Consider the following 25,049-nt stretch of genomic DNA (forward strand, 5'->3'; position numbering starts at 1 on the left):
TCGGCATCCAGCGCTGGCCCTCGTCCTTCGGAGGACGGGGGCCATTGCCGCTCCCCGGTCCTCGGGTCAGGCGCGGCTCGCGAAGTAGTGGTCCCACATCGTGTTGCGAAACAGACCATGCGGATCGCGCCGGCGTTTCGCGGCGATGAAGCGCCCGAGGTTGGGATAGGCGCGATCCAGCTGGTCGGCGCGCGCATGCAGGCGGTAGGGCAGGTAGAAGGATCCGCCGTGCGCGATGGCGCGATCGATCAAGGCCTGGGTCACGGGCCGCATCTTCGCGTCGGCCTCGATCGTCTTCGGCTGGGAGAAGGACATGACCGCCGCCACGCGCTCGGTGGGGGCGAAGGCCATGACGCTGACGGGATCGGCGGCGATGTAGCGCAGGGTGACGTTGAGAAGCTCCGCGCCGGACTTCGGGATGATGTCGCGGCAATCGGCCAGGAAGCCGCCCAGGTTCGCGGGCGGAAGGAAGTACTCGTGGAGGATGTCGGTGCGATGCGGGTTCCGCTCCGAGAGATCGCTGACCGGCGAACTGATCAAGGTGTTGCGGGTGGTGAGCTTCGGATCGAGTTCGGGCTTCAGCACCGTCTCGGCGTACCACCGGGCGCGCTTCCAGGTCTCGGAACCGATCTGAGAGCGATAGACCTGCCGCGTCAGGCCCGAGAGTCGGTCCGGCTCGCTGGATAGGCGCGCCGGCGGCCCTTCGACCTGCTTGTAGGTGACCAGAAGCGTGTCCTGGAAAAAGTTGCGCCGCGCCACGGACAGACGGCCATAGCCCATGGCGACGCCCGGGGCGTGCAAGGCCTTCACGAAGCGCGGCCCGAACTCCGCCGCCGGCATTTGCGCATAGCTGGGCGTCAGGCGGGTGTTCGCCGCCATCTCCACCTCGAAATCCAGGAGCACGCCGAACAGGCCGTAGCCGCCCATGGCCAGCCTGAAGAGCTCCGACTCCACGCTCGGCGAGCAGCGAACGACCTCGCCGTCCGCCAGCATGATTGTCGCGCCGCGGACCGTGGACCCCATGGGACCCAAGGGCGCGGCCCAGCCGTGGGCGTTGACCGAAAAGGCGCCGCCGAGGGTGAAGTCGCTGTTGGCCTGGGTGACCTTGGGCGCGAAGCCGACGGGGTCCAGCGCGGCGATCACCTCGCGCCACCGCGTGCCGGCGGGCGCGCGATAACTCATCGCCCTGGCGTTCGGGGCGCACCATCCCTGGTCGAAGGTGATCGCGGTGCTGTCGCGCGAAAGGCTTTGTCCGCCCATGGAGTGCCGGGCGCCGCCCACGCAGACGGGGCGATTGTCTGCGGCGGCCGCTTTCAGTTCCCGCCGCAGGGCGTCGACGAACGCGCTGTCGTGGCTTCGAGGGCGCAGGTGGCGGGCGACCCGGGTCGCATCCAGACCGCTGGCGTCGTCGAGGACGATCGGCGGCGTCGCCGCCTTGGCCGCTGTCATGGCTGAGGCGATGGGAGCCGCGAGCGTCGCGGCGACCGCCCCCTTGAGCGTTGCGCGACGCGAAAGTCTCCCAGACATCGGCGTCGCTCCAGCCCCGGCAAGTGGCGCAAGCTTAGCCGACCGATCACGGGCGTCGAGCGTCTTGGCGCGCCGCCCCGTGCTAGACTCCCCGCATCCCACCTGCTACATGCCGCGCCTCGCTCCAGGACCCTGTCCCGGGGCGTGCTCGTCGTTATGGCGAGATCAAATCCGTGGAAGGGACGCCAAGCCCGCACCACGGCCAACCAGCGAAGGCCGTTAGCTCGGCTTTCTTGAGAGGATACAATGGCTAAGAAGATCCTGGGCTATATCAAGCTCCAGGTGAAGGCCGGCTCCGCCACGCCTTCACCGCCCATCGGCCCCGCACTGGGCCAGCGCGGCGTCAACATCATGGGCTTCTGTAAGGAGTTCAACGCGCGCACCGAGAACGTCGAAAAGGGCACCCCCCTGCCGACCGTGATCACCGTGTACCAAGACAAGTCGTTCACCTTCGTCACCAAGACGCCCCCGGCGACGCACTACTTGAAGCAGATCACCGGCCTGAAGTCCGGCGCCAAGCTGACCGGTCGCGAGACCGTCGGCGAAGTGACCCGCACCCAGCTGCGCGAGATCGCCGAAAAGAAGATGAAGGACCTGAACGCCAACGATCTCGAGGCCGCGGCCAAGATCATCGAAGGCTCCGCCAAGGCCATGGGCCTGAAGATCGTGGAGGCCTAAGACCATGGCCAAGCAACCCAAGCGCATTCAAGCCTGGACCGGCGATCGTGAAGCCGCCCACGCCGTCGCCGACGCCATCGCCCTGGTCAAGGCCAACGCCAAGGCCAAGTTCGACGAGTCGATCGAGATCTCGGTCAACCTCGGCGTCGATCCGCGCCACGCCGACCAGCAGGTCCGCGGCGTCGTGAACCTGCCGTCGGGCACCGGCCGCGACGTCCGCGTCGCCGTCTTCGCCAAGGACGCCAAGGCGGCCGAAGCCACCGCGGCCGGCGCCGAACACGTCGGCGCCGAAGATCTGTACGAAAAGATCGCCGGCGGCTTCATGGACTTCGATCGCGTCATCGCGACCCCGGACATGATGGCCCTGGTCGGTCGCCTCGGTAAGGTGCTGGGCCCGCGCGGCCTGATGCCGAACCCGAAGGTCGGCACCGTGACCCCGAACGTCGGCCAAGCCGTGAAGGACGCCAAGGGCGGCGCCGTCGAGTTCCGCGTCGAGAAGGCGGGCATCGTCCACGCCGGCATCGGCAAGGTCTCGTTCACCGACGAAGCCCTGCTGCTGAACGTGAAGGCCATGGTCGACGCGCTCAACAAGGCCAAGCCGACCGGCGCCAAGGGCATCTACGTGAAGCGTATCGGCCTGTCGTCGACGATGGGTCCGGGCTTCAAGATCGACGTCGCTTCGATCAACGCCTAAGCCTCACGGCCTAGACTATGCGAGCGGGCGCTGGAGCGATCCAGCGCCCGCTTTGCGTTTGGGACCCTATAAGAGCGATAACCTCTTCTCGCTGACGGACATCCAGCCCGCGTGACCGACCCCCAAGTTCTCGACGTCGCCGTGATCGGCGGCGGGCCGGCCGGGCTGATGGCGGCCGAGGTGCTGAGCGGCGCCGGGCTGTCGGTGGCGGTGTTCGAGCGGATGCCGACCCTGGGGCGCAAGTTCCTGATGGCCGGGCGGGGCGGGTTGAACCTCACCCATTCCGAGGGCTTCGAACGGTTCGCCGGGCGCTACGGCGCGGCGAGCGCGCGGTTGCGGCCGATGCTGGAGGCGTTCACGCCGACCGACCTCGTAGCCTGGGCCGAGGGGCTGGGGCAGGCGACCTTCGTAGGCACCAGCGGCCGGGTGTTTCCCAAGGCGCTGAAGGCCTCGCCGTTGCTGCGGGCCTGGATCGCGCGGCTGGAAGGGCAGGGCGTGGCGCTGAACCTCCGCTCGACCTGGACCGGCTGGAACGCGGCCGGCGACCTGACCTTCGATTCCGCCGAGGGGACTCGAACGGTGCGGCCCCGCGCCACGATCCTGGCCCTGGGCGGGGCCAGTTGGACCCGGCTCGGCTCGGACGGCGCCTGGGCGCCGCTGCTGGCCGCGCGCGGCGCGGAAATCGCGCCGTTCCGACCGGCCAATGTCGGCTTCACGGTGGCGTGGAGCGAGGTGTTCCGCGAGCGGTTCGCCGGTTCGCCGCTGAAGAACGTCGCCCTGGGTTTTGAAGGACAGGTCTCGCGCGGCGACGCCCTGGCGGCGGGCTACGGGCTGGAGGGCGGGGCGGTCTACGCGCTGTCGGCGGCTCTGCGCGACGCGATCCAGGCGAGGGGCTCGGCGAGGCTGGAGATCGACCTGCGGCCCGACGTCTCGCTGGAGCAGTTGACCGCGCGCCTGTCCAAGCCGCGTGGCGGGCAGTCGCTGTCGAGTTGGCTGCGCAAGGCCGTCCATCTGTCGCCGGTCGAGATCGGCCTGCTGCGCGAGGCGCACGGCGTGGCCCTGCCGGTCGCGCCCGACGCCCTGGCGGCGGCGATCAAGGCCGCGCCGATCGTGCTGACCGGCGCCCAGGGACTGGAGCGGGCGATCTCGTCGGCGGGCGGGCTGGGCTTCGACGCGCTCGACGGGCTGGAACTGGAGGCCGCCCCCGGCGTGTTCGTGGCCGGCGAGATGCTGGACTGGGAGGCGCCGACCGGCGGCTACCTCCTGCAAGCCTGTTTCGCGACGGGCGTGGCGGCGGCGCGGGGGGTGGTGGAGCGGTTGGCCCCTACTTCATCGCCCCTCTGATCTTCGCGGCCACCGCCTCGATCGCCTTCGGATCGCCCTTCTCGTTCTCGACGAACATCAGCGGCTTGCCGGCCGTGCGCGGGATGACGTGGATGTGCAGGTGCGGCACGCTTTGGCCGACGCCGTTGTTCTGGACGATCGTGAAGCCCTCGACGCCCAGGCCGTCGACCTGGGCCTGGCCCACGCGGGCGGCCACGGCCATCAGCCGCGACAGGTCCTGGGGCGAGATCTCCAGCAGGTTGCGAGCCTTGGAAGTCTTGGAGATGACCAGCACGTGGCCCGGCTCGGCCGGGGCGTGGTCCATGAAGGCCAGCACCTGGTCGTCCTCGTAGACCTTGGGCACGACGATCTCGCCGCGCAGGATGCGGGCGAAGGGATTGGCCTCGTCATAGGCGCCCTTCAGCGGCGCCTGCGGCGTGCCGACCTTGGCCGAGGCGGGATCGAACTGGCCGAGCCACCGCAGCACCTCGGCCCCCAGCGCGATGCGGCTGTCCGAGAAGCTGTGGTCGGTGTCCATGTAGGTTTCGGTCAAGGCCTTGGCCTGAGCCTGGCGGGCGGCGGCGGCCAGCTTGCGCGTGGTGGGCGCGCCGGCGTGCTCGGCGCCGATCATCAGGACCGGGCGGTCGGCGATGCGGGCGCTCAGCGCTTCCAGGTCCAGCTTGGCGGAGGTGGTCTCGATCTCCTTGGCCAGCAGTTCGGCGCTGGTTCCGGCCAGCGGCGGGGTGCTGTCGCGCAGGTTCTCTAGGGCGGTCTTGCGCTTGGCCGGATCGACCAGGTCGGCCTTCTGCTTGCCGATGTCCCAGGCGTCGATGAGGATCGCCCCCGCCGTCTGGGGATCGCCGGCGACGGCGTCGGCGGCCATGAAGCCGCCCATGCTGTGGCCGGCCACCACGATCCGGGTCGGGTCGATGCGGTACTTGGCGACATTGGCCGGGTCGCGCAGGAAGGCCAGGGCGGCCTCGGCGTCGGCGCGGCTGTTGGCGAACGAGAACTTGCCCGGGCTGCCCCACGAACCGCGGTAGTTGACCCGCATCACGTTCCACCCGGCCCGGCGCACGGCCTGCATCAGGTCGATATTGGTCTCGTTGCCGGGGAAGCCGTGCAGCATCAGCATCGTCGGATGCGGCTGGTCGCCCGAGGCCAGGTACATCATGGCGTTGACCCGCACGCCGCCGGTCGGAACGGTGAAGACGGCCATGTCGGCCGGATGGGCCGCGTCGCGGGCCGGATCGGCGATCACCGCCTTGGGAATCGGGGCGAAGCGCGGTTCGGCGTGGCTGGGCGCGGCGAGGCCGATGAGCAACAGGGCGGCGAGGCCGGCGGTGAGCGTGCGCTTCATGGATGGGTCCCCTTTGGCGTCTTCTGTTATGCGGAAATCCCGGAGGGAGGCTAGCCTGTGCTCCCATTTCAGCCGTCATTCCGGGCCTTGTGCCCGGAACCCCTGGTTCAGCTGACACGTGAGACGCAAGCGGTTCGCCAGCGAACCGCCCCTCCCGCCCTTGCGGCGGACAGAGGGGTTCCGGGCACAAGGCCCGGAATGGCGGTTGAGGGTGGAAGGGGCAATTTGGCGCCCCCTGTTGAAATCCTTCCCCAAACCGTCTATACGCCGCCCCTTCTCCGTCGGGTTCGCCCGGCGAAGACCTGTTTGTGAACAGCGGGGCGTGGGGTCACCAACGCCATAATCGAGGAAGAGCCCTTCCTCGCCGTCGGGAGACAGGGATGGACAAGACCACGCAATTTCCGCCTACGGGATGGGGACGCGCGGCTGACTTTCCTTGGAACAGGCTGATGCAACTCGCGTGCGGGAGCGATCCTTCATGCGCCGAGCATTTGGCTGCCGGAATGGTCCGGCCGCTGTAATTGAGTAGGAGACCGCAATGGACCGCGCTCAAAAGCAGGAGTCGATCGAGTCGCTGAAAAGCGTCTTCGCCGGCGCCGGCGCTGTCGTCGTGACCCACTATTCGGGCATGACCGTTGCGGAAATGACTGAACTGCGCGCCCGCCTCCGCAAGGAAGAGGGCACGTTCCAGGTGGTGAAGAACACCCTGGTCCAAAAGGCGCTCGACGGCTCGATCGGCGAAAAGGGCGATGCCCTGTTCACCGGCCCGGTCGCCATCGCCTTCGGCAAGGATCCTGTTTCGGCCGCCAAGATCGTCACCCAGTACGCCAAAGAAAACGACAAGCTCAAGCTGGTCGGCGGCATCCTGGGCCAGACGACTGTTCTGGACGAAGCTGCGGTGCGGGCTCTCGCCACGCTGCCGTCGCTCGACCAGATCCGTGGCAAGCTCATCGGCCTCATCCAGGCTCCGGCGACCAAGATCGCTGGCGTCCTGCAGGCCCCGGCTGGCCAACTGGCGCGCGTTTTCAACGCCTACGCGACCAAAGACGCCGCGTAACGGTCATCTCTGCATAAATCCCTCATTCTCTAAGGAAAATACCCATGTCGAAGCTCGATAAGCTGGTTGAAGAACTGTCCACCCTGTCGGTCCTGGAAGCTGCTGAGCTCTCCAAGCTGCTCGAAGAAAAGTGGGGCGTCTCGGCCGCCGCTCCGGTCGCCGTCGCCGCCGCTGGTGGCGCTGCCGCCGCTCCGGCCGAAGCCGCCGAAGAGCAAACCGAATTCACCGTCGTCCTGACGGACGGTGGCGACAAGAAGATCAACGTGATCAAGGAAGTCCGCGGCGTTCGTCCGGACCTGGGCCTGAAGGAAGCCAAGGACCTGGTCGAAGGCGCTCCGCAGAACGTCGTTGAAAACGTTTCGAAGCAAGTCGCCGAAGAAGTCGCCAAGAAGCTGACCGAAGCCGGCGCCAAGGTCACCGTGAAGTAATTCATGTCCCCATGCCTCGCATGGGGGACCTGCCGGCGTCAGTTCTCTGACGCCTGAAGTTGACRGCCCCGGAGGGAAACCTCCGGGGCCGTTTTCTTTGGCCGCCGCTACCGTCGAACGGTCGTCAACTCGCCTGTCGCGTCATCCTGGTTGCGGTCCCGCGAACGCTTCGCGTAGATGGGGACGGGGATTGGGGGGATGCTTATGTCGACGGGACTCTGGGTCTATGACGGCGCCAATGGTTCAAGCGAACCGGTGACCGTCGAGGAAATCGCGCGGCTGCTGAGCGAGGGGGTCATCACCGGCGACACCCTGATCCGCCCCAGCGACGTGGTCAGCTGGGCGCCGGTCCTGACGTGGTTGCCCCAGCTCGCGCCGCCAGCCCCGCCCGAGCCGCCGAAGATCCCGCCGGTCAAGGGCGCGTGGGTCGACACCAAGCCGCATCCCTGGCGGCGCTACTTCGCGCGGGCGATCGACGTGGTCGTGGTCGGGGGGCTGACCTGGGCCGTGATCGGCATCGTCTTCGGACTGGTCAATCCGGCGGGCGCCATGGCGTTCTTCGCCCTGTTCGACGGGCCGGGCGGCCGGATCCTCGATCTCATCCTGACCTTGCTGGCGACCGTCCCGGGGACGGCGCTGATGGTCGGGCTGACCGGCCTCTCGGTGGGCAAGTGGCTGTTCGGGGTCAAGGTGGTGCGGCGCGACGGGCGGCCGATCGGCGTCCTCGCCGGCCTGATGCGCGAACTGAACGTGTTCTTCGCGGGTTTCGGCGCCGGCGTGCCGTTCGTCTCGCTGTTCACCCTGATCAACTCCTTCCGCAGGCTGACGAGCGACGGCCACGCCGCCTGGGACGAGCCCAAGCGCGTGGTCGTGCTTCACCGCCCGATGAACGCCCTGCAGGTCGTGCTGATGTGCCTGGCGATCCCGTTCCTGATCGCCGCGCGCATCGGCTTCTACATGCTGTCGCACGCCAGCTGATGTCGCTCTGGCATGTGGCCGACCAGGGTCGGCGGCTTGGCCCGTTCTCGGACGACGAGCTGCGGGCCGCCCGCGATCGCGGCGCCTTCGCCAAGGCGCGGGTCTGGCGCGAGGGCATGAGCGACTGGGCGCCGATCGCCGAATATTTCCCCCGGCCCCGCGCGGCGCCAAAGCGTGGCGGACTGGGCGTTGCGGTTTCAATGCTGGCGACCCTGGTGTTCTTCGCCGCGGCGGTCGCGAGCTTCGTGCTGGTCTATATCGACACCGACTTCGTGCCGCTGGGCCTGATGACCCAGGTCTGGATCGGGTGCGGGGTGGTCCTGGTCCTCACCTCGCTTTGCCTGCCTCTGATGTGGTGGAAGCGTTCGGGTCGCAGCGAGGCCGGCGGCATGGTCCGGATCATGGTCGTGCTGCTGGCGATCGCGGGGGTCAGCCTGGCCGGGCTTGAGCTCTTCCAGTCCGCCTATATCGGCAGGATCGCCGCCGCCTCCGAAGGCATGCGGGACTACAGGTTCGTCTATGATCCCGCCGGCAAGGCGCTGCGGGTCGACGGGCAGATCGGGCCGGGCTTCGCGCGGGGCCTCAAGGCCGAGTTCGACCGCCACGACGTCCGCCGGGTCGACATCACCAGCCGGGGCGGCCTGGTCAACGAGGCCATGATCAGCGCGCGGTTCCTGGAGACGCGGCCGAGCCTGGAAGTCGCGGCGCGGTCGCAGTGCGCCAGCGCGTGCATCATCGTGCTGATGGGCGGGACCAGGCGCCTGGCCGACTACGACATGGACATCCACTTTCACGCCGTCGACACCGTCGCGGACCTGGACAGTGACTGGTGGGACGTCATGACCGGCCGCCAGGGCCAGGAGGCCCAGCGCTACATGGAGCGTCGCGGCGCATCGAAGGCGGCCCTGGACGCGGCCGCCCGGCTCGGGGCCGGCAAGCTCTATCGGGTCCCCAGCGTGGACCTGGTGGAGCAGGGCATGCTGACCGGGCTGCTCGACAGCGAAGGCCAGCCCATCACCCCGGCGGTCGCGCGCGCCCTGATGCGTGACGAAGGCTGGGAGCCCGCGCCGGCGGCCGCCACGCCGAACCTCTGAGTTCGGCCGAGCCCTCGAGTTTGGAAGGCGCGGGTGGAACCGCGCGCGTCCGGATCGCGTTGCCTCAGCATGCTCAAGCTCGCCGGAATCCTGCTGGTCCTGATGATCGTCTTCGGCATCCTCGGCTTCGTCGTCGACGTGGCCGGCGGCCTGGCCAAGATCGCGTTCTTCGTCTGCCTGATCGGCTTCGCGATCTCGCTGGTCGGCAAGGTCCTGCGACGGGACTGAGTCCCATTGATAGTATCAATCTTATTGACGCTGCCCCGGCGCATCTCTAGCCATTGCCGCAATAGATAGCGGTAACATGGGGGGAAGCGATGGATCGGCTTCGTGAGAGCGCGCGGCGCTGGACGGCGGGACTGGCCTCGGGCCTGGCGCTGAGCCTCGCCACGGGGATCATGGCCAACCTGGCCGCGCCGATGGCCGCGGCCGCCGCGCCGGCGGTCATGGATCGCAACGGCTCGTACGTCTCGGTCGAGACCTACGCCCCCAACATCGTCCGGGTGACCATCAGCCAGGACAAGGCCCCGGTCGAAGCCGCGCCGGGCTACGGCTTCACGGGCGCGGCCGACGACAAGGGCTGGCGCCACGACCAGAAGGCCGGGGCCGACATCTTCACCTCCGGCGCCCTGTCGCTGGAAGTCGTCGCCCAGCCCTGGCCGGGCGCGCCCTCGCAGATGGAGCGCTACTTCGCGCCGTCCCTGCCGCCGGTTTCGGTCAAGATCCGCAAGGCGGATGGAGCCCCCCTCGTCAGCATGACGGGATGGGAAATGTCGCCGCATGTCGTTTCGGGCGAACGGACCTATCAGGCGGGCGCCAGCTTCTCGACCAGCGCCGACGAGCACTTCTACGGCCTGGGCCAGAACCAGGAGGGCATCCTGGACCTGCGCGGGCGGGCCATCGACTGCAAGCACGACTACGACGCCCCGCACGGCGAGACGGTCTGCGTGCCGTTCCTGGTCTCGAGCAAGGGCTACGGGATTCTCTGGGACAACCCGTCCGACACCCACGTCTATCCGGGCGTCAACGGCCGCACCCTGTGGCAGTCCAAGGTCGGCGAGCGGGTGTCGTTCTTCGTGATCACCGGCGGCTATGACGAGATCTACGCCGGCTATCGCAAGCTGACCGGCGTCACGCCGCTGCCGCCCAAGGCCGCCTTCGGCTACATCCAGTCCAAGGCCCGCTACGACAGCCAGGACAAGTTCCTGGGCGTGGCCAAGGGCTATCGCGACCGCGGCTACCCGCTGGATATCATGGTGCTGGACTGGTTCTACTGGACCCGCATGGGCCAGATGGACATCGATCCGGCCCAGTTCCCCGACCCCGCCGCGATGAACAAGGAGCTGCACGACAACGGCGTGCACACGATCATCAGCGTCTGGCCGCGCTACGAGAAGGAAGGCCGCTACTTCAACTATCTGGCCGACAAGGGCTGGTTCCTGAAGGACGCCGAGGGCAAGCCGGTCGACGGCCTGCCGTTCCGCAGCGACCGCACCGGCGCGCTGATCGACAGCACCAACCCCCAGGCCCGCGAATGGTTCTGGGGCAAGATCCGCGACAACATCGCCTCGAAGGGCTTCGACTGGTTCTGGCTGGACGAGACCGAGCCGGACCTGGTGCCGGAGGGCCACTTCTGGAGCATCGGTTCGGGCGACCGCTACCGCAACGTCTTCCCCCTGGTCCACACCCAGGGCGTGGCCGAGGGCTCGCGCCGCGACCGTCCCGACAAGCGCAACCTGATCCTGTCGCGCGCCGCCTATATCGGCGCCCAGCGCAACGGCGCGCTGTTCTGGTCGTCGGACATCCAGCCGACCTGGGAAGCGCTGAAGCGTCAGGTGCCGACCGGCCTGAACTTCACCGCCTCGGGCCTGGCCTATTGGGGCAACGACATCGGCGGCTGGCAGTGGCTGCCGCAGACCACGACGGCCACCAAGGCGCCGCTGCTGGATCCGTCGGACGCCCGCRACGTGGTCGGCCAGAACAACGACTATCCCGAACTGTTCGCCCGCTGGTTCCAGTACGGGACCTTCACCCCGACCCTGCGCGTGCACGGCATGCGCAAGGACACCGAGGTCTGGTCGTTCGGCAAGGGCGCCGAGGCGGTGGTCGTGAAGTACCTGAAGCTGCGCTACGCCCTGATGCCGTACCTGTACTCGATGGGCCACTCGACCTACGAGACCGGCGCGCCTTTCATGCGCGGCCTGTTCATGGACTTCCCGAACGATCCCAAGACGGCGACCCTGGGCGACCAGTACATGTTCGGCCCGGCCTTCCTGGTGGCCCCGGTCACCGAGCAGGGCGTCGAGACCCGCGACGTTTACCTGCCGGCGGGCGCCGACTGGTACGACTACTGGACCGGCAAGAAGTTCAGCGGCGGCCAGACGATCAGCGTCCACGCGCCGATCGACACCATCCCGCTGTTCGTCCGGGCCGGCTCGATCATCCCGATGGGCGCGCCGATTCAGAACACCAGCCAGCCCCAGGCGATCAACGCGGTGAAGGTCTATCCGGGCCGCGACGCCGACTTCACCCTGTATGACGACGACGGGGTGACCAACGCCTACGAGAAGGGTGTCGGCAAGACCGTGAAGCTGCACTGGGACGACAAGGCCGGCAAGCTGACGGCCGCCGGCGACAAGGCCCTGGCGGCCCAGGCGCTGGCGGCCGTGCAGGTGGTTTCGGCCCGATAGGCTTCGCTCCCGTCCCTCTTCCGGCGTTCGCCGGGAGGGGGACGGGTCAATGGCGAGCAAACCGCCCTGGCGTCCCGTTGTGGCACAAGACTTGCAACCTTTCGGCGAACCGCGAGGGGCGAGCATGACCATTTCAGGGATCTCTGGAGGTTATTCGGGCTACGGCATGAATGTCGGCCGAGGCCTCGCCGTCGGCGGGATCAAGACCGAAGCGCAGAGCGATGTGGATTCGGTTCGCGAGAAGGGCCTCGTCGCCTTCGCGCGCGACGCCAAGAAGACCGCCTGGGAAGAGAAGCTCAAGCAATGGCGCGAGGAGGCGATGAAGGCCATGGGCCTCACGTCGGAGCGTCTCGACGCCATGCCGCCCGAGCAACGCTCGGCCGCGCTGAAGATGGTCGAGGAAGCCGTTCAGCAGAAGATCAAGGAAGCCATGGAAAGCGCCCGCAAGCAGGGCAAGGACGGCGTCTCGGTTCCGCAGTTCGTGGACATGAGCGCCTAGCCGGTCGGCAGGAACTTCCGACCGGCCTCGTATTCTCCCCGGGGTTCGAGCAGGGCTTTGACGACCGCAAGGCCGGTTCCAGGCGTCTCCGCATTCTTTTGTGGATAAACCCCCTTCCCAACCCAGCCGGGGTGTCCTATATCCGCCGGCTCACGAAGATATTCGGCGGAGCGCGTACGCGTGTGTCCGCAAGATACGCCCCGAGGCGCGGTCAGCCGCCCTCCGATCAGCGCGAAGGGGCGCCCGTCAGGCTTCCGGTCCCGGTTGCCCTGACAGGGGAATTCCAGCGTCCAGCGTTCTCCCGCGAGGGGAACGGCGAGGGTGGACGCTAAGGCATTCGAATTTACGCGCGGACTCCGTTCCGCGCCGCAGGGAAAAAACATGGCGCAATCCTTCACCGGCAAGAAGCGGATCCGGAAGTCTTTCGGCCGCATCCCCGAAGCTGTGCAGATGCCGAACCTGATCGAGGTTCAGCGCTCCTCCTACGAGCAGTTCCTCCAGCGCGAAGTCCGTCCGGGCGTGCGCAAGGACGAGGGCATCGAGGCGGTCTTCAAGTCCGTCTTCCCGATCAAGGATTTCAACGAGCGCGCGGTGCTCGAATACGTCTCGTACGAATTCGAAGAGCCCAAGTACGACGTTGAGGAATGCATCCAGCGCGACATGACCTTCGCGGCGCCGCTGAAGGTCAAGCTGCGCCTGATCGTGTTCGAAACGGAAGAAGAAACCGGCGCCCGGTCCGTCAAGGACATCAAGGAGCAGGACGTCTACATGGGCGACATCCCGCTCATGACCGACAAGGGCACCTTCATCGTCAACGGCACCGAGCGGGTCATCGTCTCGCAGATGCACCGTTCGCCCGGCGTGTTCTTCGACCACGACAAGGGCAAGACCCACGCCTCGGGCAAGCTGCTGTTCGCCGCCCGCGTGATCCCGTACCGCGGCTCGTGGCTGGACTTCGAGTTCGACGCCAAGGACGTGGTCTATGTCCGCATCGACCGTCGCCGCAAGCTGCCCGCCACCACCTTCCTCTATGCCCTGGGCATGGACGGCGAAGAGATCCTGACGACGTTCTACGACGTCGTCCCGTTCGAGAAGCGCACCGCCGCCGGCGCCGAAGGCTGGGCCACCCCGTACAAGCCCGAGCGCTGGCGCGGCGTGAAGCCGGAATTCGCCCTGATCGACGCCGACACCGGCGAAGAAGTGGCCCCGGCCGGCACCAAGATCACCGCCCGCCAGGCCAAGAAGCTGGCTGACGGCGGCCTGAAGACCCTGCTGCTGGCTCCGGAAGCCCTGACCGGCCGCTACCTGGCCCGCGACGCCGTCAACTTCGAGAACGGCGAGATCTACGCCGAAGCCGGCGACGAGCTGGACGTCACCTCGATCCAGGCCCTGGCCGACCAAGGCTTCAGCACCATCGACGTGCTGGACATCGACCACGTCACGGTCGGCGCCTACATGCGCAACACCCTGCGCGTGGACAAGAACGCCGTCCGCGAAGACGCGCTGTTCGACATCTATCGCGTGATGCGCCCGGGCGAGCCGCCGACCGTCGAAGCCGCCGAAGCGATGTTCAAGTCGCTGTTCTTCGACGCCGAGCGCTACGACCTGTCGGCCGTCGGCCGCGTGAAGATGAACATGCGCCTGGAGCTGGACGCTTCGGACGAGATGCGCGTGCTCCGCAAGGAAGACGTGCTGGCCGTCCTGAAGCTGCTGGTCGGCCTGCGCGACGGTCGCGGCGAAATCGACGACATCGACAACCTGGGCAACCGCCGGGTGCGTTCGGTCGGCGAACTGCTGGAAAACCAGTACCGCGTCGGCCTGCTGCGCATGGAACGCGCCATCAAGGAACGCATGTCGTCGGTCGACATCGACACCGTGATGCCGCACGACCTGATCAACGCCAAGCCGGCCGCGGCGTCGGTGCGTGAATTCTTCGGCTCCTCGCAGCTGTCGCAGTTCATGGACCAGACCAACCCGCTGTCGGAGATCACCCACAAGCGCCGTCTGTCGGCGCTTGGCCCGGGCGGTCTGACCCGCGAGCGCGCCGGCTTCGAAGTCCGCGACGTTCACCCGACCCACTACGGCCGCATCTGCCCGATTGAAACGCCGGAAGGCCCGAACATCGGCCTGATCAACTCGCTGGCCACCCACGCCCGCGTGAACAAGTACGGCTTCATCGAGAGCCCCTACCGTCGCGTCGCCGACGGCAAGCCGATGGACGAAGTCGTCTACATGTCGGCCATGGAAGAGTCGAAGCACGTCATCGCCCAGTCCAACATCAAGGTGTTGAACGGCGAGATCGTCGACGACCTGGTCCCCGGCCGGATCAACGGTGAACCGACCCTGCTCCAGAAGGAGCAAGTCGACCTGATGGACGTGTCGCCGCGCCAAGTCGTGTCGGTGGCCGCGGCCCTGATCCCCTTCCTGGAAAACGACGACGCCAACCGCGCCCTCATGGGCTCGAACATGCAACGTCAGGCCGTGCCGCTGGTGCAGTCCGACGCCCCGCTGGTCGGCACCGGCATGGAAGCCGTGGTCGCCCGTGACTCGGGCGCCGTGGTCATCGCCAAGCGCACCGGCGTCGTGGAACAGATCGACGGTACGCGTATCGTCGTCCGCGCCACGGAAGAGACCGACGCCGCCCGTTCGGGCGTCGACATCTACCGCCTGTCGAAGTTCCAGCGTTCGAACCAGTCGACCTGCATCAACCAGCGCCCGCTGGTGAAGGTGGGCGACAAGATCAGCGCCGGCGACATCATCGCCGACGGTCCGTCGACCGAGCTGGGCGAACTGGCCCTGGGCCGCAACGCGCTCGTCGCGTTCATGCCCTGGAACGGCTACAACTTCGAAGACTCGATCCTGATCTCCGAACGCATCGTCCGCGACGACGTCTTCACCTCGATCCACATCGAGGAATTCGAAGTCATGGCCCGCGACACGAAGCTGGGTCCGGAAGAAATCACCCGCGACATCCCGAACGTCGGCGAGGAAGCCCTGCGCAACCTCGACGAAGCGGGCATCGTGGCGATCGGCGCCGAAGTCCAGCCGGGCGACATCCTGGTCGGCAAGGTCACCCCGAAGGGCGAAAGCCCGATGACGCCGGAAGAAAAGCTCCTGCGCGCCATCTTCGGCGAAAAGGCCTCGGACGTCCGCGACACCAGCCTGCGCCTGCCCCCGGGCGTCGCCGGCACGATCGTCGACGTGCGCGTGTTCAACCGTCACGGCGTCGACAAGGACGAACGCGCCCTGGCCATCGAACGCGCCGAGATCGACCGCCTGGGCAAGGACCGCGACGACGAATTCGCGATCCTGAATCGCAACATCTCGGGCCGCCTGCGCGAACTGCTGATCGGCAACGTCGCCCTGTCGGGTCCCAAGGGCCTGTCGCGCGGCGCGATCACCGCCGAGGGCCTGGCTGAAGTCCAGCCGGGTCTGTGGTGGCAGATCGCCCTCGAGGACGAGAAGGCGATGGGCGAACTGGAAAGCCTGCGTCGTCTGTTCGACGAGAACCGCAAGCGTCTGGACCGTCGCTTCGAGGACAAGGTCGACAAGCTGCAGCGCGGCGACGAACTGCCCCCGGGCGTGATGAAGATGGTCAAGGTCTTCGTGGCCGTGAAGCGCAAGCTTCAGCCGGGCGACAAGATGGCCGGCCGTCACGGCAACAAGGGCGTCATCTCGCGCATCCTGCCGATCGAGGACATGCCGTTCCTCGCCGACGGGACGCACGTGGACGTCGTTCTGAACCCGCTGGGCGTGCCTTCGCGCATGAACGTCGGCCAGATCTTCGAAACCCACCTGGGCTGGGCCTGCGCCAACCTCGGCAAGCAGATCACCAACCTGCTGGAAGACTGGCAGGCCGGCGGCCAGAAGAAGGCCCTGGTCGATCGTCTGACCGAAATCTACGGCCCGGACGAGGAACTGCCGGAAACCGAGGAAGAGCTGGTCGAACTGGCCCGCAACCTCGGCAAGGGCGTTCCGATCGCCACCCCGGTGTTCGACGGTGCGCGCATCGGCGACATCGAGGAGCACCTGCGCATGGCGGGCGTCGATCCGTCGGGCCAGTCGATCCTGTTCGACGGCCAGACCGGCGACCAGTTCAAGCGTCCGGTCACGGTCGGCTACATCTACATGCTGAAGCTGCACCACCTGGTCGACGACAAGATCCACGCCCGTTCGATCGGTCCGTACTCGCTCGTCACGCAACAGCCGCTGGGTGGTAAGGCCCAGTTCGGCGGTCAGCGCTTCGGGGAAATGGAAGTGTGGGCTCTGGAAGCCTACGGCGCGGCCTACACCCTGCAGGAAATGCTGACGGTGAAGTCCGACGACGTGGCCGGCCGGACCAAGGTCTACGAGTCGATCGTCCGCGGCGACGACACGTTCGAAGCCGGCATCCCGGAAAGCTTCAACGTGCTGGTCAAGGAAATGCGCTCGCTCGGCCTGAACGTCGAGCTGGAGAACAGCTGATCCGGATCTCCCTCCTCCACCTAGCGGTGGGGGAGGGGCCTCTGCTCAGCCTCTCTCCACTTTGAATTTTCGCGGGTGATCCCGCAGAAGGAACCAAGATGAACCAGGAAGTCCTGAACATCTTCAATCCGGTCCAGGCCGCTCCGACCTTCGACCAGATCCGCATCTCGCTGGCCTCGCCCGAAAAGATCCGTTCGTGGTCGTTCGGCGAGATCAAGAAGCCGGAAACCATCAACTACCGCACGTTCAAGCCCGAGCGTGACGGTCTGTTCTGCGCCCGTATCTTTGGCCCGACCAAGGACTACGAATGCCTGTGCGGCAAGTACAAGCGCATGAAGTACAAGGGCATCATCTGCGAAAAGTGCGGTGTTGAAGTCACCCTGGCCCGCGTCCGTCGCGAGCGCATGGGCCACATCGAACTGGCCTCGCCGGTCGCCCACATCTGGTTCCTGAAGTCGCTGCCCTCGCGCATCGCCATGATGCTCGACATGCCGCTGAAGGACATCGAGCGCGTCCTGTACTTCGAATACTACATCGTCACCGAGCCGGGCCTGACCCCGCTGAAGCAGCACCAGCTGCTCAGCGAGGACGACTTCATGCGCGCCCAGGACGAGTACGGCGACGACAGCTTCACCGCCGAGATCGGCGCCGAAGCCGTCCAGAACCTGCTGAAGGCCATCGACCTCGACAAGGAGGCCGAGAAGCTGCGCGAAGAGCTGGCGGGCAACCCGTCGGACATGAAGCAGAAGAAGTTCAGCAAGCGCCTGAAGATCCTCGAAGCCTTCTCCGAGTCCGGCAACCGCCCGGAATGGATGGTGCTGACGGTCGTTCCGGTCATTCCGCCGGAACTGCGTCCGCTGGTGCCGCTGGACGGCGGCCGCTTCGCGACCTCGGACCTGAACGACCTGTATCGCCGGGTCATCAACCGTAACAACCGCCTCAAGCGCCTGATCGAGCTGCGCGCCCCCGACATCATCATCCGCAACGAAAAGCGGATGCTGCAGGAGTCGGTCGACGCCCTGTTCGACAACGGCCGTCGCGGTCGCGTCATCACGGGCGCCAACAAGCGCCCGCTGAAGTCGCTGGCCGACATGCTGAAGGGCAAGCAAGGCCGCTTCCGTCAGAACCTGCTGGGCAAGCGCGTCGACTATTCGGGCCGTTCGGTCATCGTCGTGGGTCCGGACCTGAAGCTGCACGAGTGCGGCCTGCCCAAGAAGATGGCTCTGGAGCTGTTCAAGCCGTTCATCTACGCGCGCCTGGACGCCAAGGGCCTGTCGGGCACCGTCAAGCAGTCCAAGCGCATGGTCGAGCGCGAACAGCCCCAGGTGTGGGACATCCTCGAAGAGGTTATCCGCGAACACCCGGTGATGCTGAACCGCGCTCCGACGCTCCACCGTCTGGGCATCCAGGCGTTCGAGCCGAAGCTGATCGAGGGCAAGGCCATCCAGCTGCACCCGCTGGTCTGCGCCGCGTTCAACGCCGACTTCGACGGCGACCAGATGGCCGTCCACGTCCCGCTGAGCCTCGAGGCCCAGCTGGAAGCGCGCGTCCTGATGATGTCGACCAACAACATCCTGTCGCCCGCCAACGGTCGCCCGATCATCGTGCCGTCGCAGGACATCGTCCTGGGCCTGTACTACCTGTCGGTCGCCCGCGAAGGTGAACCGGGTGAAGGCAAGATCTTCGCCGACCTGGGCGAGATCGAAGCCGCCATGGACGCCGGCGTCGTCAGCCTGCACGCCAAGATCAAGTCGCGCTTCACGGAAATGGACGCCGACGGCGTCATCCGTCGCCGAGTGATCGACACCACCCCGGGCCGGATGAAGATCGCCGCCCTTCTGCCCCAGCACACCGCGATCGGTCACCGACTGATCGAGAAGGCGCTGACCAAGAAGGAAATTGGCAACCTGATCGACGTCGTCTACCGCCACTGCGGTCAGAAGGCGACGGTGATCTTCGCCGACCAGATCATGGGTCTGGGCTTCAAGGAAGCGGCCAAGGCCGGCATCTCCTTCGGCAAGGACGACATCATCATCCCGAAGCGGAAGGAGGCGATCGTCGCCGAAACCCGCACCCTGGCTGAAGAGTACGAGCAACAGTACGCCGACGGCCTGATCACCAAGGGTGAGAAGTACAACAAGGTCGTCGACGCCTGGGCCAAGGCCACCGACCGCGTCGCCGACGAGATGATGGCCGAGCTTCAGATGAAGCATAAGGACGAGAACGGCCGCGAGAAGGAAATCAACGCCATCTACATGATGGCCCACTCCGGCGCTCGTGGTTCGCAAGCCCAGATGAAGCAGCTGGGCGGCATGCGCGGCCTGATGGCCAAGCCCTCCGGCGAGATCATCGAGACCCCGATCGTCTCGAACTTCAAGGAAGGCCTGACCGTTCAGGAGTACTTCAACTCGACCCACGGCGCCCGTAAGGGCCTGGCGGACACCGCGCTGAAGACCGCCAACTCGGGCTACCTGACCCGTCGTCTGGTCGACGTGGCGCAGGACTGCATCATCGTCGAGGAAGACTGCGGCACCACGCGGGGCATCACCCTGCGCGCCGTGGTCGAGGGCGGCGACGTCCTCGTCTCGCTGGGCATGCGCGTCCTGGGCCGCTTCTCGGCCGAGGACATCAAGGACCCGGCGACCGGCGAGATCATCATCCCGGCCGACACCTATCTGACCGAGAACATGGCCGACGCCATCGAAGCCGCTGCGGTGCAGTCGGTGAAGGTGCGTTCGGTCCTGACCTGCGAAGCCAAGGTCGGCGTCTGCGGCGCCTGCTACGGCCGCGACCTGGCCCGCGGCACCCCGGTGAACATCGGTGAAGCGGTCGGCGTCATCGCCGCCCAATCCATCGGCGAGCCCGGCACCCAGCTGACGATGCGGACCTTCCACATCGGCGGCACCGCCCAGGTGGCCGAGCAGTCGTTCTTCGAAAGCAGCAACGACGGTACGGTCCGCGTGACCGGCGCCACCGTGGTGGGTTCGGACGGCCAGCTGGTCGTCATGAGCCGCAACACGGCCGTCAGCGTCCTGGTCGACGGCAAGGAACGCGAGAACTACAAGCCGCCGTACGGCGCGCGCCTGAAGGTCAAGGACGGCGACAAGGTGAAGCGCGGCCAGCGCCTCGCCGATTGGGACCCCTACACCACCCCGATCATCACCGAAGTGGCCGGCCGCATCCGCGCCGAAGACCTGGTGGACGGCTTCTCCGTCCGCGAGGAGACCGACGAAGCCACCGGCATCGCGCAACGCGTGATCGCCGACTGGCGGACCTCGGCCCGCGCTTCGGACCTGCGCCCGGCCATGGGCGTGCTGGGTGAAGACGGCGCCTATGTTCGCCTGGCGAACGGCGGCGAGGCTCGCTACCTGATGTCGGTCGGCGCCATTCTCTCCGTCGCCGACGGGGACATGGTCAAGCCGGGCGAGGTCATCGCGCGTATCCCGACCGAAGGCGCCAAGACCCGGGACATCACCGGTGGTCTGCCGCGCGTCGCCGAACTCTTCGAAGCCCGCCGTCCCAAGGACTGCGCGGTCATCGCGGAAATGGACGGCCGTGTCGAATTCGGCAAGGATTACAAGAACAAGCGCCGCATCAAGATCACCCCGGAAGTCGACGCTGACGGCAACCAGGGTGAAGCGGTCGAGTTCCTGATCCCCAAGGGCAAGCACATCGCGGTGCACGATGGCGATTTCATCGCGCGCGGCGAGTACATCATCGACGGCAACCCGGATCCGCACGACATCCTGCGCATCCTGGGCGTCGAGGCCCTGGCCAACTTCCTCGTGGACGAAATCCAGGAGGTCTATCGACTGCAGGGCGTGCCGATCAACGACAAGCACATCGAGACGATCGTTCGTCAGATGCTGCAGAAGGTCGAGATCCTGGAGCCGGGCGATACGGGTCTGATCAAGGGCGATCACCTCGACAAGCCCGAGTTCTACGTCGAGCAGGACAAGGCCGTCGCGCGCGGCGGTCGTCCGGCCACGACGCAGCCCGTGCTGCTCGGCATCACCAAGGCCTCGCTGCAGACCAAGAGCTTCATCTCGGCCGCGTCGTTCCAGGAAACGACCCGCGTCCTGACCGAAGCCTCGGTGCACGGCAAGACCGACACCCTGGAAGGCCTGAAGGAAAACGTCATCGTGGGTCGCCTGATCCCCGCCGGTACGGGTTCCTACCTGCGCAGCCTGCAGCGCGTCGCCGCCAAGCGCGACGAGCAGTTGGCCCAGCAGCGCGAAGAAGCGATGGAGCCGCTGCCGGCCGAAATCGCTTCGGCGACCGTGGAATAACTGGACGGCGACAAGCCTTCTGGTTGTGCTAGTCAAGAGCGGTCGGGACCTTGGTCCCGGCCGCTCTTTGCGTATGGCCGCACGTGTTTCGGGGGGAACGTGGTCCGTAGGATTGTCTTCTGGGTGCTCGGCCTGGGCGTGGCGGCCGCGGGGGCGGCCGTGATCCTGTACAAGCCGCCGGCGCCGCCGAAACTGTCCGACCGTTTCACCGCGCCCGCCGACAAGGCGTTCGTCGATCTCGCCTCGGGCAAGATCGCCAGGCGGTTCGAGGCGCCGGAAAAGGTCAGCTTCTGGGACCCGGTGGTCAGCCGCATGCCCAATGGCGCGGAGGCGCTGTGCGTCGACGCCAGCGGACCAGGCCGAGGCTGGACGGGCATGATCGCCGCCCATGACCCCGGGGCCGCCGGTTTCATGATCTATCGCGGCGGAGACACCCTCACCGCCAGGGCCCGCTTCCAGTGCCGCGCGATCCTCCGGCGCGCGCTCGCGAATCCTGGCGGGCCGCTCATGTCGACGATGATGGACTATGAGCGGGCCGGGTGCGCGGGACGGCTCGACCAGCGCTATCTGTTCGCCTACGCACGCTACTGCACAGGCGTTGAGGCTCGTCCGGCGGTGGCGGACGCGTCGTAACGGCGGGGCTTCCCCGATCGGGGCATATGCTAATTGTGAAGCTATGGCAGGACCCATCAGGGCCGCCTTTTCGCGTTCGGGGGGAAGCGATGACCAAGTGGGGAATGGGGGCCGCGGCCCTGGTGATGCTGACGCTGCAGGCCTGCGCGCCGGAGCCTCCGCCCGCGCCCAAGCCCAAGGTCTCAGATGGCTTCCTCCTGCCGGCAGATCGCGCCTTCGTCGAGGCCGCCTGGGCCAAGGTCGTCGAGACCTACGAGGAGCCTGGCAAGCTGCCTGGCAAGGTCTTGTACAAGGCCCTGACCATCAGCGAAGACGCCAGCGGACGGACCCTGTGCGGAGAGTCGTCCGAGGAGGGGCAGTTGTCGCGGGGCTTCGTGGCCACGCAGGAGGCGGGCAAGACCGCCTTCGAGGTCATCCGCCAGCACGACAACATCAGCCCTCGCGCCGTGAAGGCGTGCAAGCCGTTGATCCGCAAGCACATGGGCCAGACCAGCGTCGATACGCCCGAGATCCAGCAGGCCATCATCCAGAACGGCTGCGACAGCATCGATCCGGTCTATTGGCGCGCCCACAAGGACCGCTGCTACAAGACCCAGACCGTCGCCGGCGGCGTCGCCACGCCCGCACCGCCGCCCTAGGCGTCACTGGGCGGTGTCGCGGCGCTCGTCGGCTGCCCGCAGCACCGCCAACCGCTCCAGCCGCGGCCCCGCGAAGTCCAGGAACGCCCGCACCAGCGGCGGCATGAACCGTCCGCCCACCGTGACCAGCTGCACCGGCAGGGGCGGGGGCTCGAAGTCGGGCAGCAGGCGGACCAGCCGTCCCGCCGCCAGGTCCTGCGCCACCTGGTACGACAGCGCCCGGCCGATCCCGCGCCCGGCCAGCATCGCCGCCAGGGCCGCTTCGACATTGTTGACCCGCAGCCGGGGCTCCAGCCGTACGGCCCGGGCCTTGCCCCGATGCTCGAACCGCCATTCGGGCGAGGCCGAAACCACGGTGGTCAGGATCAGGTCGTGCTCGGCCAGGTCGCCTGGCTCCAGCGGCGTTCCGCGCCCGGCCAGATAGTCGGGCGAGGCCACGACCACGCGAGCCACCTCGCCCAGCTTGCGGACCAGCAGGCTGGAATCGGCCAGCGGCCCGATCCGCAGGGCCACGTGCAGCTCGCCCTCGATCAGGTCCAGATTGCGGTCGTGCAGGGTCAGGTCGGCCTGGACGCCGGGATGCTGGGCCAGGAAGTCGGCGACGACCGGGGTCAGGTGCCGGCCGCCGAACACGGTCGGGCCGGTGATCCGCAGCGTGCCGCGCACCGCGTCGGGGGCCGGGGCCTGGAGCGCGGTCTCGTAGTCGGCCAGCAGCCGCCGGGCCCGCTCGGCCAGGTCGCGGCCGGCCTGGGTGGGCGCCAGGCGGCGGGTGGTGCGCTCGATCAGCCGCGCGCCCATCCGCTCTTCCAGCGCCGCCAGGGCCCGGTCATGGCGGCGGGCGAACGCCGCAGCTTGCGTCCCGCCGCCGCCAGGCCGCCGGCGTCGATCACCGCGACCAGCAGCGCCAGCTCGTCCAGACGATCCATTGCAAAATCCGCAATTATGACTTGCCGATTTGCTCAATTCATTCCGCACGGCGCAAGAGCGAAACTTCGCCATCGCAATAGGCGGAGACCTCCCATGACCAAGAGCGAGCTCGAGACCGAAATCGTCCTGCACGGCGTCAGCCTGTCGGGCCACACCCACCGGGTGGCCCTGATGCTCAACGCCCTGGGCCTGAGCTATCGCTTCGAGGACGCGCCCGGCCCGGTCCGCGCCAGCCCGGCCTTCCTGGCCCTCAACCCGCTGGGCCAGATCCCGGTGCTGCAGGACGGCGAGCTGATCCTGGCCGACAGCAACGCCATCCTGGTCTATCTGGCCCGCCGCTACGCCCCCGACAGCGCCTGGCTGCCGCAGGAGCCGGTCGCCGCCGCCCGCGTTCAGCGCTGGCTGTCGATCGCGGCCGGCGAGGTCGCGCACGGCCCGGCCACCGCCCGGCTGATCACCCTGTTCGGCTTCCCCGACGACCCGGCTCGCGCCGCCCGCATCGCCGCGCGGATCCTGACCTTCATGGACGAGCACCTGAAGGACCGCGCCTTCCTGGCCGCCCACCACGTCACCATCGCCGACCTGGCCTGCTACTCTTACATCGCCCACGCCCCCGACGGCGGCGTCGACCTGGAGCCCTATCCGGCCGTGCGGGCCTGGCTGGCCCGGGTCGAGGTTCAGCCGTGGTTCCAGGCGATCCCCGACTTCGCCAAGGCGGCCTAAGGTGGAAAGCCCGTTCCATCGCGGGGAGCTGATCGCCCAGACCCTGGCCGGAACGGGCGCGCCGGGCATGACAGGCATCCGGGCGTTCATGCCCGACCAGCACCGCGAGTTCTTCGGCCTGCTGCCCTATCTGTTCGTGGCGACGACCGACGCGGACGGCTGGCCCGTCGCCACCGTGCTGACCGGCCGGCCCGGCTTCATCCAGAGCCCGGACCCCAACACCCTGACCGTCGCGGCCCTGCCGCGCGAAGGGGAGCCGGGCGCGGAGCTGTTCGCCGCCGGTCGCCCGTTCGGGGCCCTCGGCCTGGACTTCGCCACCCGCCGCCGCAACCGCGTCAACGGCCGGATCACGGCGGCGGGGCAGGGCGGGCTGACGCTGGAGGTGCTCCAGAGCTTCGGCAACTGCCCGCAGTACATCCAGACCCGCGCCGTGGCGCCGGGGCCGGCCTCCACGACCCCGGCCGCGGCCCTGGCCTTTCCGACCGCCGAGGCGCTGGCCCAGATCGCCCACGCCGACACCATGTTTGTCGCCACCAACGCCGCTGGCGAGAACGGCGGCGTCGACATCTCGCATCGCGGCGGCCTGCCGGGCTTCGTGAAGGTGGCGGGCGACGTGCTGACCATCCCGGACTTCCGGGGCAACCGGTTCTTCAACACCTTGGGCAACCTGGTGCTCGACGACCGCGCGGCCCTGCTGTTCGTGGATTTCGAGACCGGCGACCTGCTGCACCTGCAGGGCCGGGCCGAGATCGACTGGGAGCCGCCGGGCGGCGAATGGCCCGAGGGCGTCCAGCGCCAGTGGCGGTTCACGGTCGAGCGCGCCTGGCGCCGCCCCGCCGCCTTGCCGCTGCGCTGGACGTTCGGCGACTATTCGCCGGTGACGCTGATGACCCAGGCCTGGAACGCGGCGGCCTAGGTCGCCGGCTCTTCGGACTGAACCGTGAAATCGAAGCGCCCAGGCCTTGGGTGCGGCGCAACGTCGCGATTTTTGTTTGTCGGACCAATGTGCAGCAAGGTTAAGCCTTGCTTGAGATGTTGCGATGCAAA

The 25,049-nt window shown here is 67.5% G+C and carries 20 protein-coding genes; 16 read left to right on the forward strand and 4 right to left on the reverse strand.

All coding sequences use genetic code 11. The features are described from left to right. Positions 1-66 precede the first annotated feature (66 nt). The gene (locus tag AC1DYP_RS13085; protein ID WP_477046697.1) at positions 67-1,629 is read right to left on the reverse strand and encodes an FAD-binding oxidoreductase; all 1,563 of its coding nucleotides are present in this window, start codon (positions 1,627-1,629) and stop codon (positions 67-69) included. Between the two features lie 144 nt (positions 1,630-1,773). On the opposite strand from AC1DYP_RS13085, the gene rplK reads away from it, so the two are divergent. From rplK to AC1DYP_RS13100, 3 genes are all read left to right on the forward strand, one after another. Next, positions 1,774-2,205 carry a 50S ribosomal protein L11 gene (gene rplK / locus AC1DYP_RS13090; protein WP_007661528.1) on the forward strand — a complete coding sequence of 144 codons (432 nt, stop codon included), beginning with the start codon at positions 1,774-1,776 and terminating at the stop codon, positions 2,203-2,205. A 4-nt stretch (positions 2,206-2,209) separates the two neighbouring features. Next, a complete protein-coding gene (gene rplA / locus AC1DYP_RS13095) occupies positions 2,210-2,899 on the forward strand; it encodes a 50S ribosomal protein L1 (RefSeq protein WP_056441045.1) in 690 nt (229 codons plus the stop codon). A gap of 111 nt (positions 2,900-3,010) precedes the next feature. Further along, on the forward strand, positions 3,011-4,243 hold the full coding sequence (locus AC1DYP_RS13100; protein ID WP_477046698.1) for a BaiN/RdsA family NAD(P)/FAD-dependent oxidoreductase: 1,233 nt from the start codon (positions 3,011-3,013) through the stop codon (positions 4,241-4,243). Here AC1DYP_RS13100 and AC1DYP_RS13105 read toward each other — a convergent pair. Further along, complete coding sequence (locus AC1DYP_RS13105) at positions 4,224-5,582, reverse strand: alpha/beta fold hydrolase (protein ID WP_477046699.1); 1,359 nt, start codon at positions 5,580-5,582, stop codon at positions 4,224-4,226. The genes AC1DYP_RS13100 and AC1DYP_RS13105 overlap by 20 nt on opposite strands. 538 nt (positions 5,583-6,120) lie before the next feature. Between AC1DYP_RS13105 and rplJ the strand changes: the two genes are divergently transcribed. From rplJ to AC1DYP_RS13160, 11 genes are all read left to right on the forward strand, one after another. Next, positions 6,121-6,639, forward strand: coding sequence for a 50S ribosomal protein L10 (gene rplJ / locus AC1DYP_RS13110; protein WP_477046700.1), 519 nt, complete (start codon positions 6,121-6,123; stop codon positions 6,637-6,639). Positions 6,640-6,683: 44 nt separating this feature from the next. Next, positions 6,684-7,067 (forward strand): 50S ribosomal protein L7/L12, encoded by a 384-nt coding sequence (gene rplL / locus AC1DYP_RS13115; RefSeq protein ID WP_477034194.1) that lies wholly within the window; start codon positions 6,684-6,686, stop codon positions 7,065-7,067. Positions 7,068-7,271: 204 nt separating this feature from the next. Next, positions 7,272-8,045: an RDD family protein gene (locus AC1DYP_RS13120; RefSeq protein WP_477046701.1), complete on the forward strand. Its 774-nt coding sequence runs from the start codon at positions 7,272-7,274 to the stop codon at positions 8,043-8,045. Next, the gene (locus AC1DYP_RS13125; protein WP_477046702.1) at positions 8,045-9,139 is read left to right on the forward strand and encodes a GYF domain-containing protein; all 1,095 of its coding nucleotides are present in this window, start codon (positions 8,045-8,047) and stop codon (positions 9,137-9,139) included. The genes AC1DYP_RS13120 and AC1DYP_RS13125 overlap by 1 nt, the downstream gene beginning before the upstream one ends. A gap of 69 nt (positions 9,140-9,208) precedes the next feature. Further along, positions 9,209-9,367 carry a hypothetical protein gene (locus AC1DYP_RS13130; RefSeq protein ID WP_422178341.1) on the forward strand — a complete coding sequence of 53 codons (159 nt, stop codon included), beginning with the start codon at positions 9,209-9,211 and terminating at the stop codon, positions 9,365-9,367. An 89-nt stretch (positions 9,368-9,456) separates the two neighbouring features. Next, positions 9,457-11,829 (forward strand): glycoside hydrolase family 31 protein, encoded by a 2,373-nt coding sequence (locus tag AC1DYP_RS13135; protein WP_477046703.1) that lies wholly within the window; start codon positions 9,457-9,459, stop codon positions 11,827-11,829. A gap of 49 nt (positions 11,830-11,878) precedes the next feature. Then, positions 11,879-12,328, forward strand: a complete 450-nt coding sequence (locus tag AC1DYP_RS13140; RefSeq protein WP_477046704.1) for a hypothetical protein — start codon at positions 11,879-11,881, stop codon at positions 12,326-12,328. Positions 12,329-12,709: 381 nt separating this feature from the next. After that, positions 12,710-16,792, forward strand: coding sequence for a DNA-directed RNA polymerase subunit beta (gene rpoB / locus AC1DYP_RS13145; protein ID WP_477046705.1), 4,083 nt, complete (start codon positions 12,710-12,712; stop codon positions 16,790-16,792). A 98-nt stretch (positions 16,793-16,890) separates the two neighbouring features. Next, entirely contained in the window at positions 16,891-21,081 is a 4,191-nt protein-coding gene (gene rpoC / locus AC1DYP_RS13150) for a DNA-directed RNA polymerase subunit beta' (protein WP_477034200.1), read from the forward strand. A gap of 159 nt (positions 21,082-21,240) precedes the next feature. Next, positions 21,241-21,714, forward strand: a complete 474-nt coding sequence (locus tag AC1DYP_RS13155) for a hypothetical protein (RefSeq protein ID WP_477046706.1) — start codon at positions 21,241-21,243, stop codon at positions 21,712-21,714. An 89-nt stretch (positions 21,715-21,803) separates the two neighbouring features. After that, entirely contained in the window at positions 21,804-22,352 is a 549-nt protein-coding gene (locus AC1DYP_RS13160; protein ID WP_477046707.1) for a hypothetical protein, read from the forward strand. 3 nt (positions 22,353-22,355) lie between these two features. Here AC1DYP_RS13160 and AC1DYP_RS13165 read toward each other — a convergent pair whose 3' ends face one another. Together AC1DYP_RS13165 and AC1DYP_RS13170 are read right to left on the reverse strand one after the other, a co-directional pair. Continuing rightward, on the reverse strand, positions 22,356-23,150 hold the full coding sequence (locus tag AC1DYP_RS13165) for a LysR substrate-binding domain-containing protein (RefSeq protein WP_477046708.1): 795 nt from the start codon (positions 23,148-23,150) through the stop codon (positions 22,356-22,358). Next, positions 23,135-23,278, reverse strand: a complete 144-nt coding sequence (locus AC1DYP_RS13170; RefSeq protein ID WP_477046709.1) for a hypothetical protein — start codon at positions 23,276-23,278, stop codon at positions 23,135-23,137. The genes AC1DYP_RS13165 and AC1DYP_RS13170 overlap by 16 nt, the downstream gene beginning before the upstream one ends. A gap of 94 nt (positions 23,279-23,372) precedes the next feature. Here AC1DYP_RS13170 and AC1DYP_RS13175 point away from each other — a divergent pair, with 94 nt between their 5' ends. Then, positions 23,373-24,002: a glutathione S-transferase gene (locus AC1DYP_RS13175; RefSeq protein WP_477046710.1), complete on the forward strand. Its 630-nt coding sequence runs from the start codon at positions 23,373-23,375 to the stop codon at positions 24,000-24,002. A 1-nt stretch (position 24,003) separates the two neighbouring features. Beyond that, a complete protein-coding gene (locus AC1DYP_RS13180) occupies positions 24,004-24,918 on the forward strand; it encodes a pyridoxamine 5'-phosphate oxidase family protein (RefSeq protein ID WP_477046711.1) in 915 nt (304 codons plus the stop codon). The last annotated feature ends 131 nt before the right edge of the window (positions 24,919-25,049 follow it).

Source organism: Caulobacter sp. P1_D6, from assembly GCF_056406095.1.

Coding starts and splice junctions, on each gene's coding strand:
- rplK (WP_007661528.1), top strand. CDS start 1,774: ATGGCTAAGAAGATCCTGGGCTATATCAAGCTCCAGGTGAAGGCCGGC.
- rplA (WP_056441045.1), top strand. CDS start 2,210: ATGGCCAAGCAACCCAAGCGCATTCAAGCCTGGACCGGCGATCGTGAA.
- AC1DYP_RS13105 (WP_477046699.1), bottom strand. CDS start 5,582: ATGAAGCGCACGCTCACCGCCGGCCTCGCCGCCCTGTTGCTCATCGGC.
- rplJ (WP_477046700.1), top strand. CDS start 6,121: ATGGACCGCGCTCAAAAGCAGGAGTCGATCGAGTCGCTGAAAAGCGTC.
- rplL (WP_477034194.1), top strand. CDS start 6,684: ATGTCGAAGCTCGATAAGCTGGTTGAAGAACTGTCCACCCTGTCGGTC.
- AC1DYP_RS13120 (WP_477046701.1), top strand. CDS start 7,272: ATGTCGACGGGACTCTGGGTCTATGACGGCGCCAATGGTTCAAGCGAA.
- AC1DYP_RS13125 (WP_477046702.1), top strand. CDS start 8,045: ATGTCGCTCTGGCATGTGGCCGACCAGGGTCGGCGGCTTGGCCCGTTC.
- AC1DYP_RS13130 (WP_422178341.1), top strand. CDS start 9,209: ATGCTCAAGCTCGCCGGAATCCTGCTGGTCCTGATGATCGTCTTCGGC.
- AC1DYP_RS13140 (WP_477046704.1), top strand. CDS start 11,879: ATGGCGAGCAAACCGCCCTGGCGTCCCGTTGTGGCACAAGACTTGCAA.
- rpoB (WP_477046705.1), top strand. CDS start 12,710: ATGGCGCAATCCTTCACCGGCAAGAAGCGGATCCGGAAGTCTTTCGGC.
- rpoC (WP_477034200.1), top strand. CDS start 16,891: ATGAACCAGGAAGTCCTGAACATCTTCAATCCGGTCCAGGCCGCTCCG.
- AC1DYP_RS13160 (WP_477046707.1), top strand. CDS start 21,804: ATGACCAAGTGGGGAATGGGGGCCGCGGCCCTGGTGATGCTGACGCTG.
- AC1DYP_RS13165 (WP_477046708.1), bottom strand. CDS start 23,150: ATGGGCGCGCGGCTGATCGAGCGCACCACCCGCCGCCTGGCGCCCACC.
- AC1DYP_RS13170 (WP_477046709.1), bottom strand. CDS start 23,278: ATGGATCGTCTGGACGAGCTGGCGCTGCTGGTCGCGGTGATCGACGCC.
- AC1DYP_RS13175 (WP_477046710.1), top strand. CDS start 23,373: ATGACCAAGAGCGAGCTCGAGACCGAAATCGTCCTGCACGGCGTCAGC.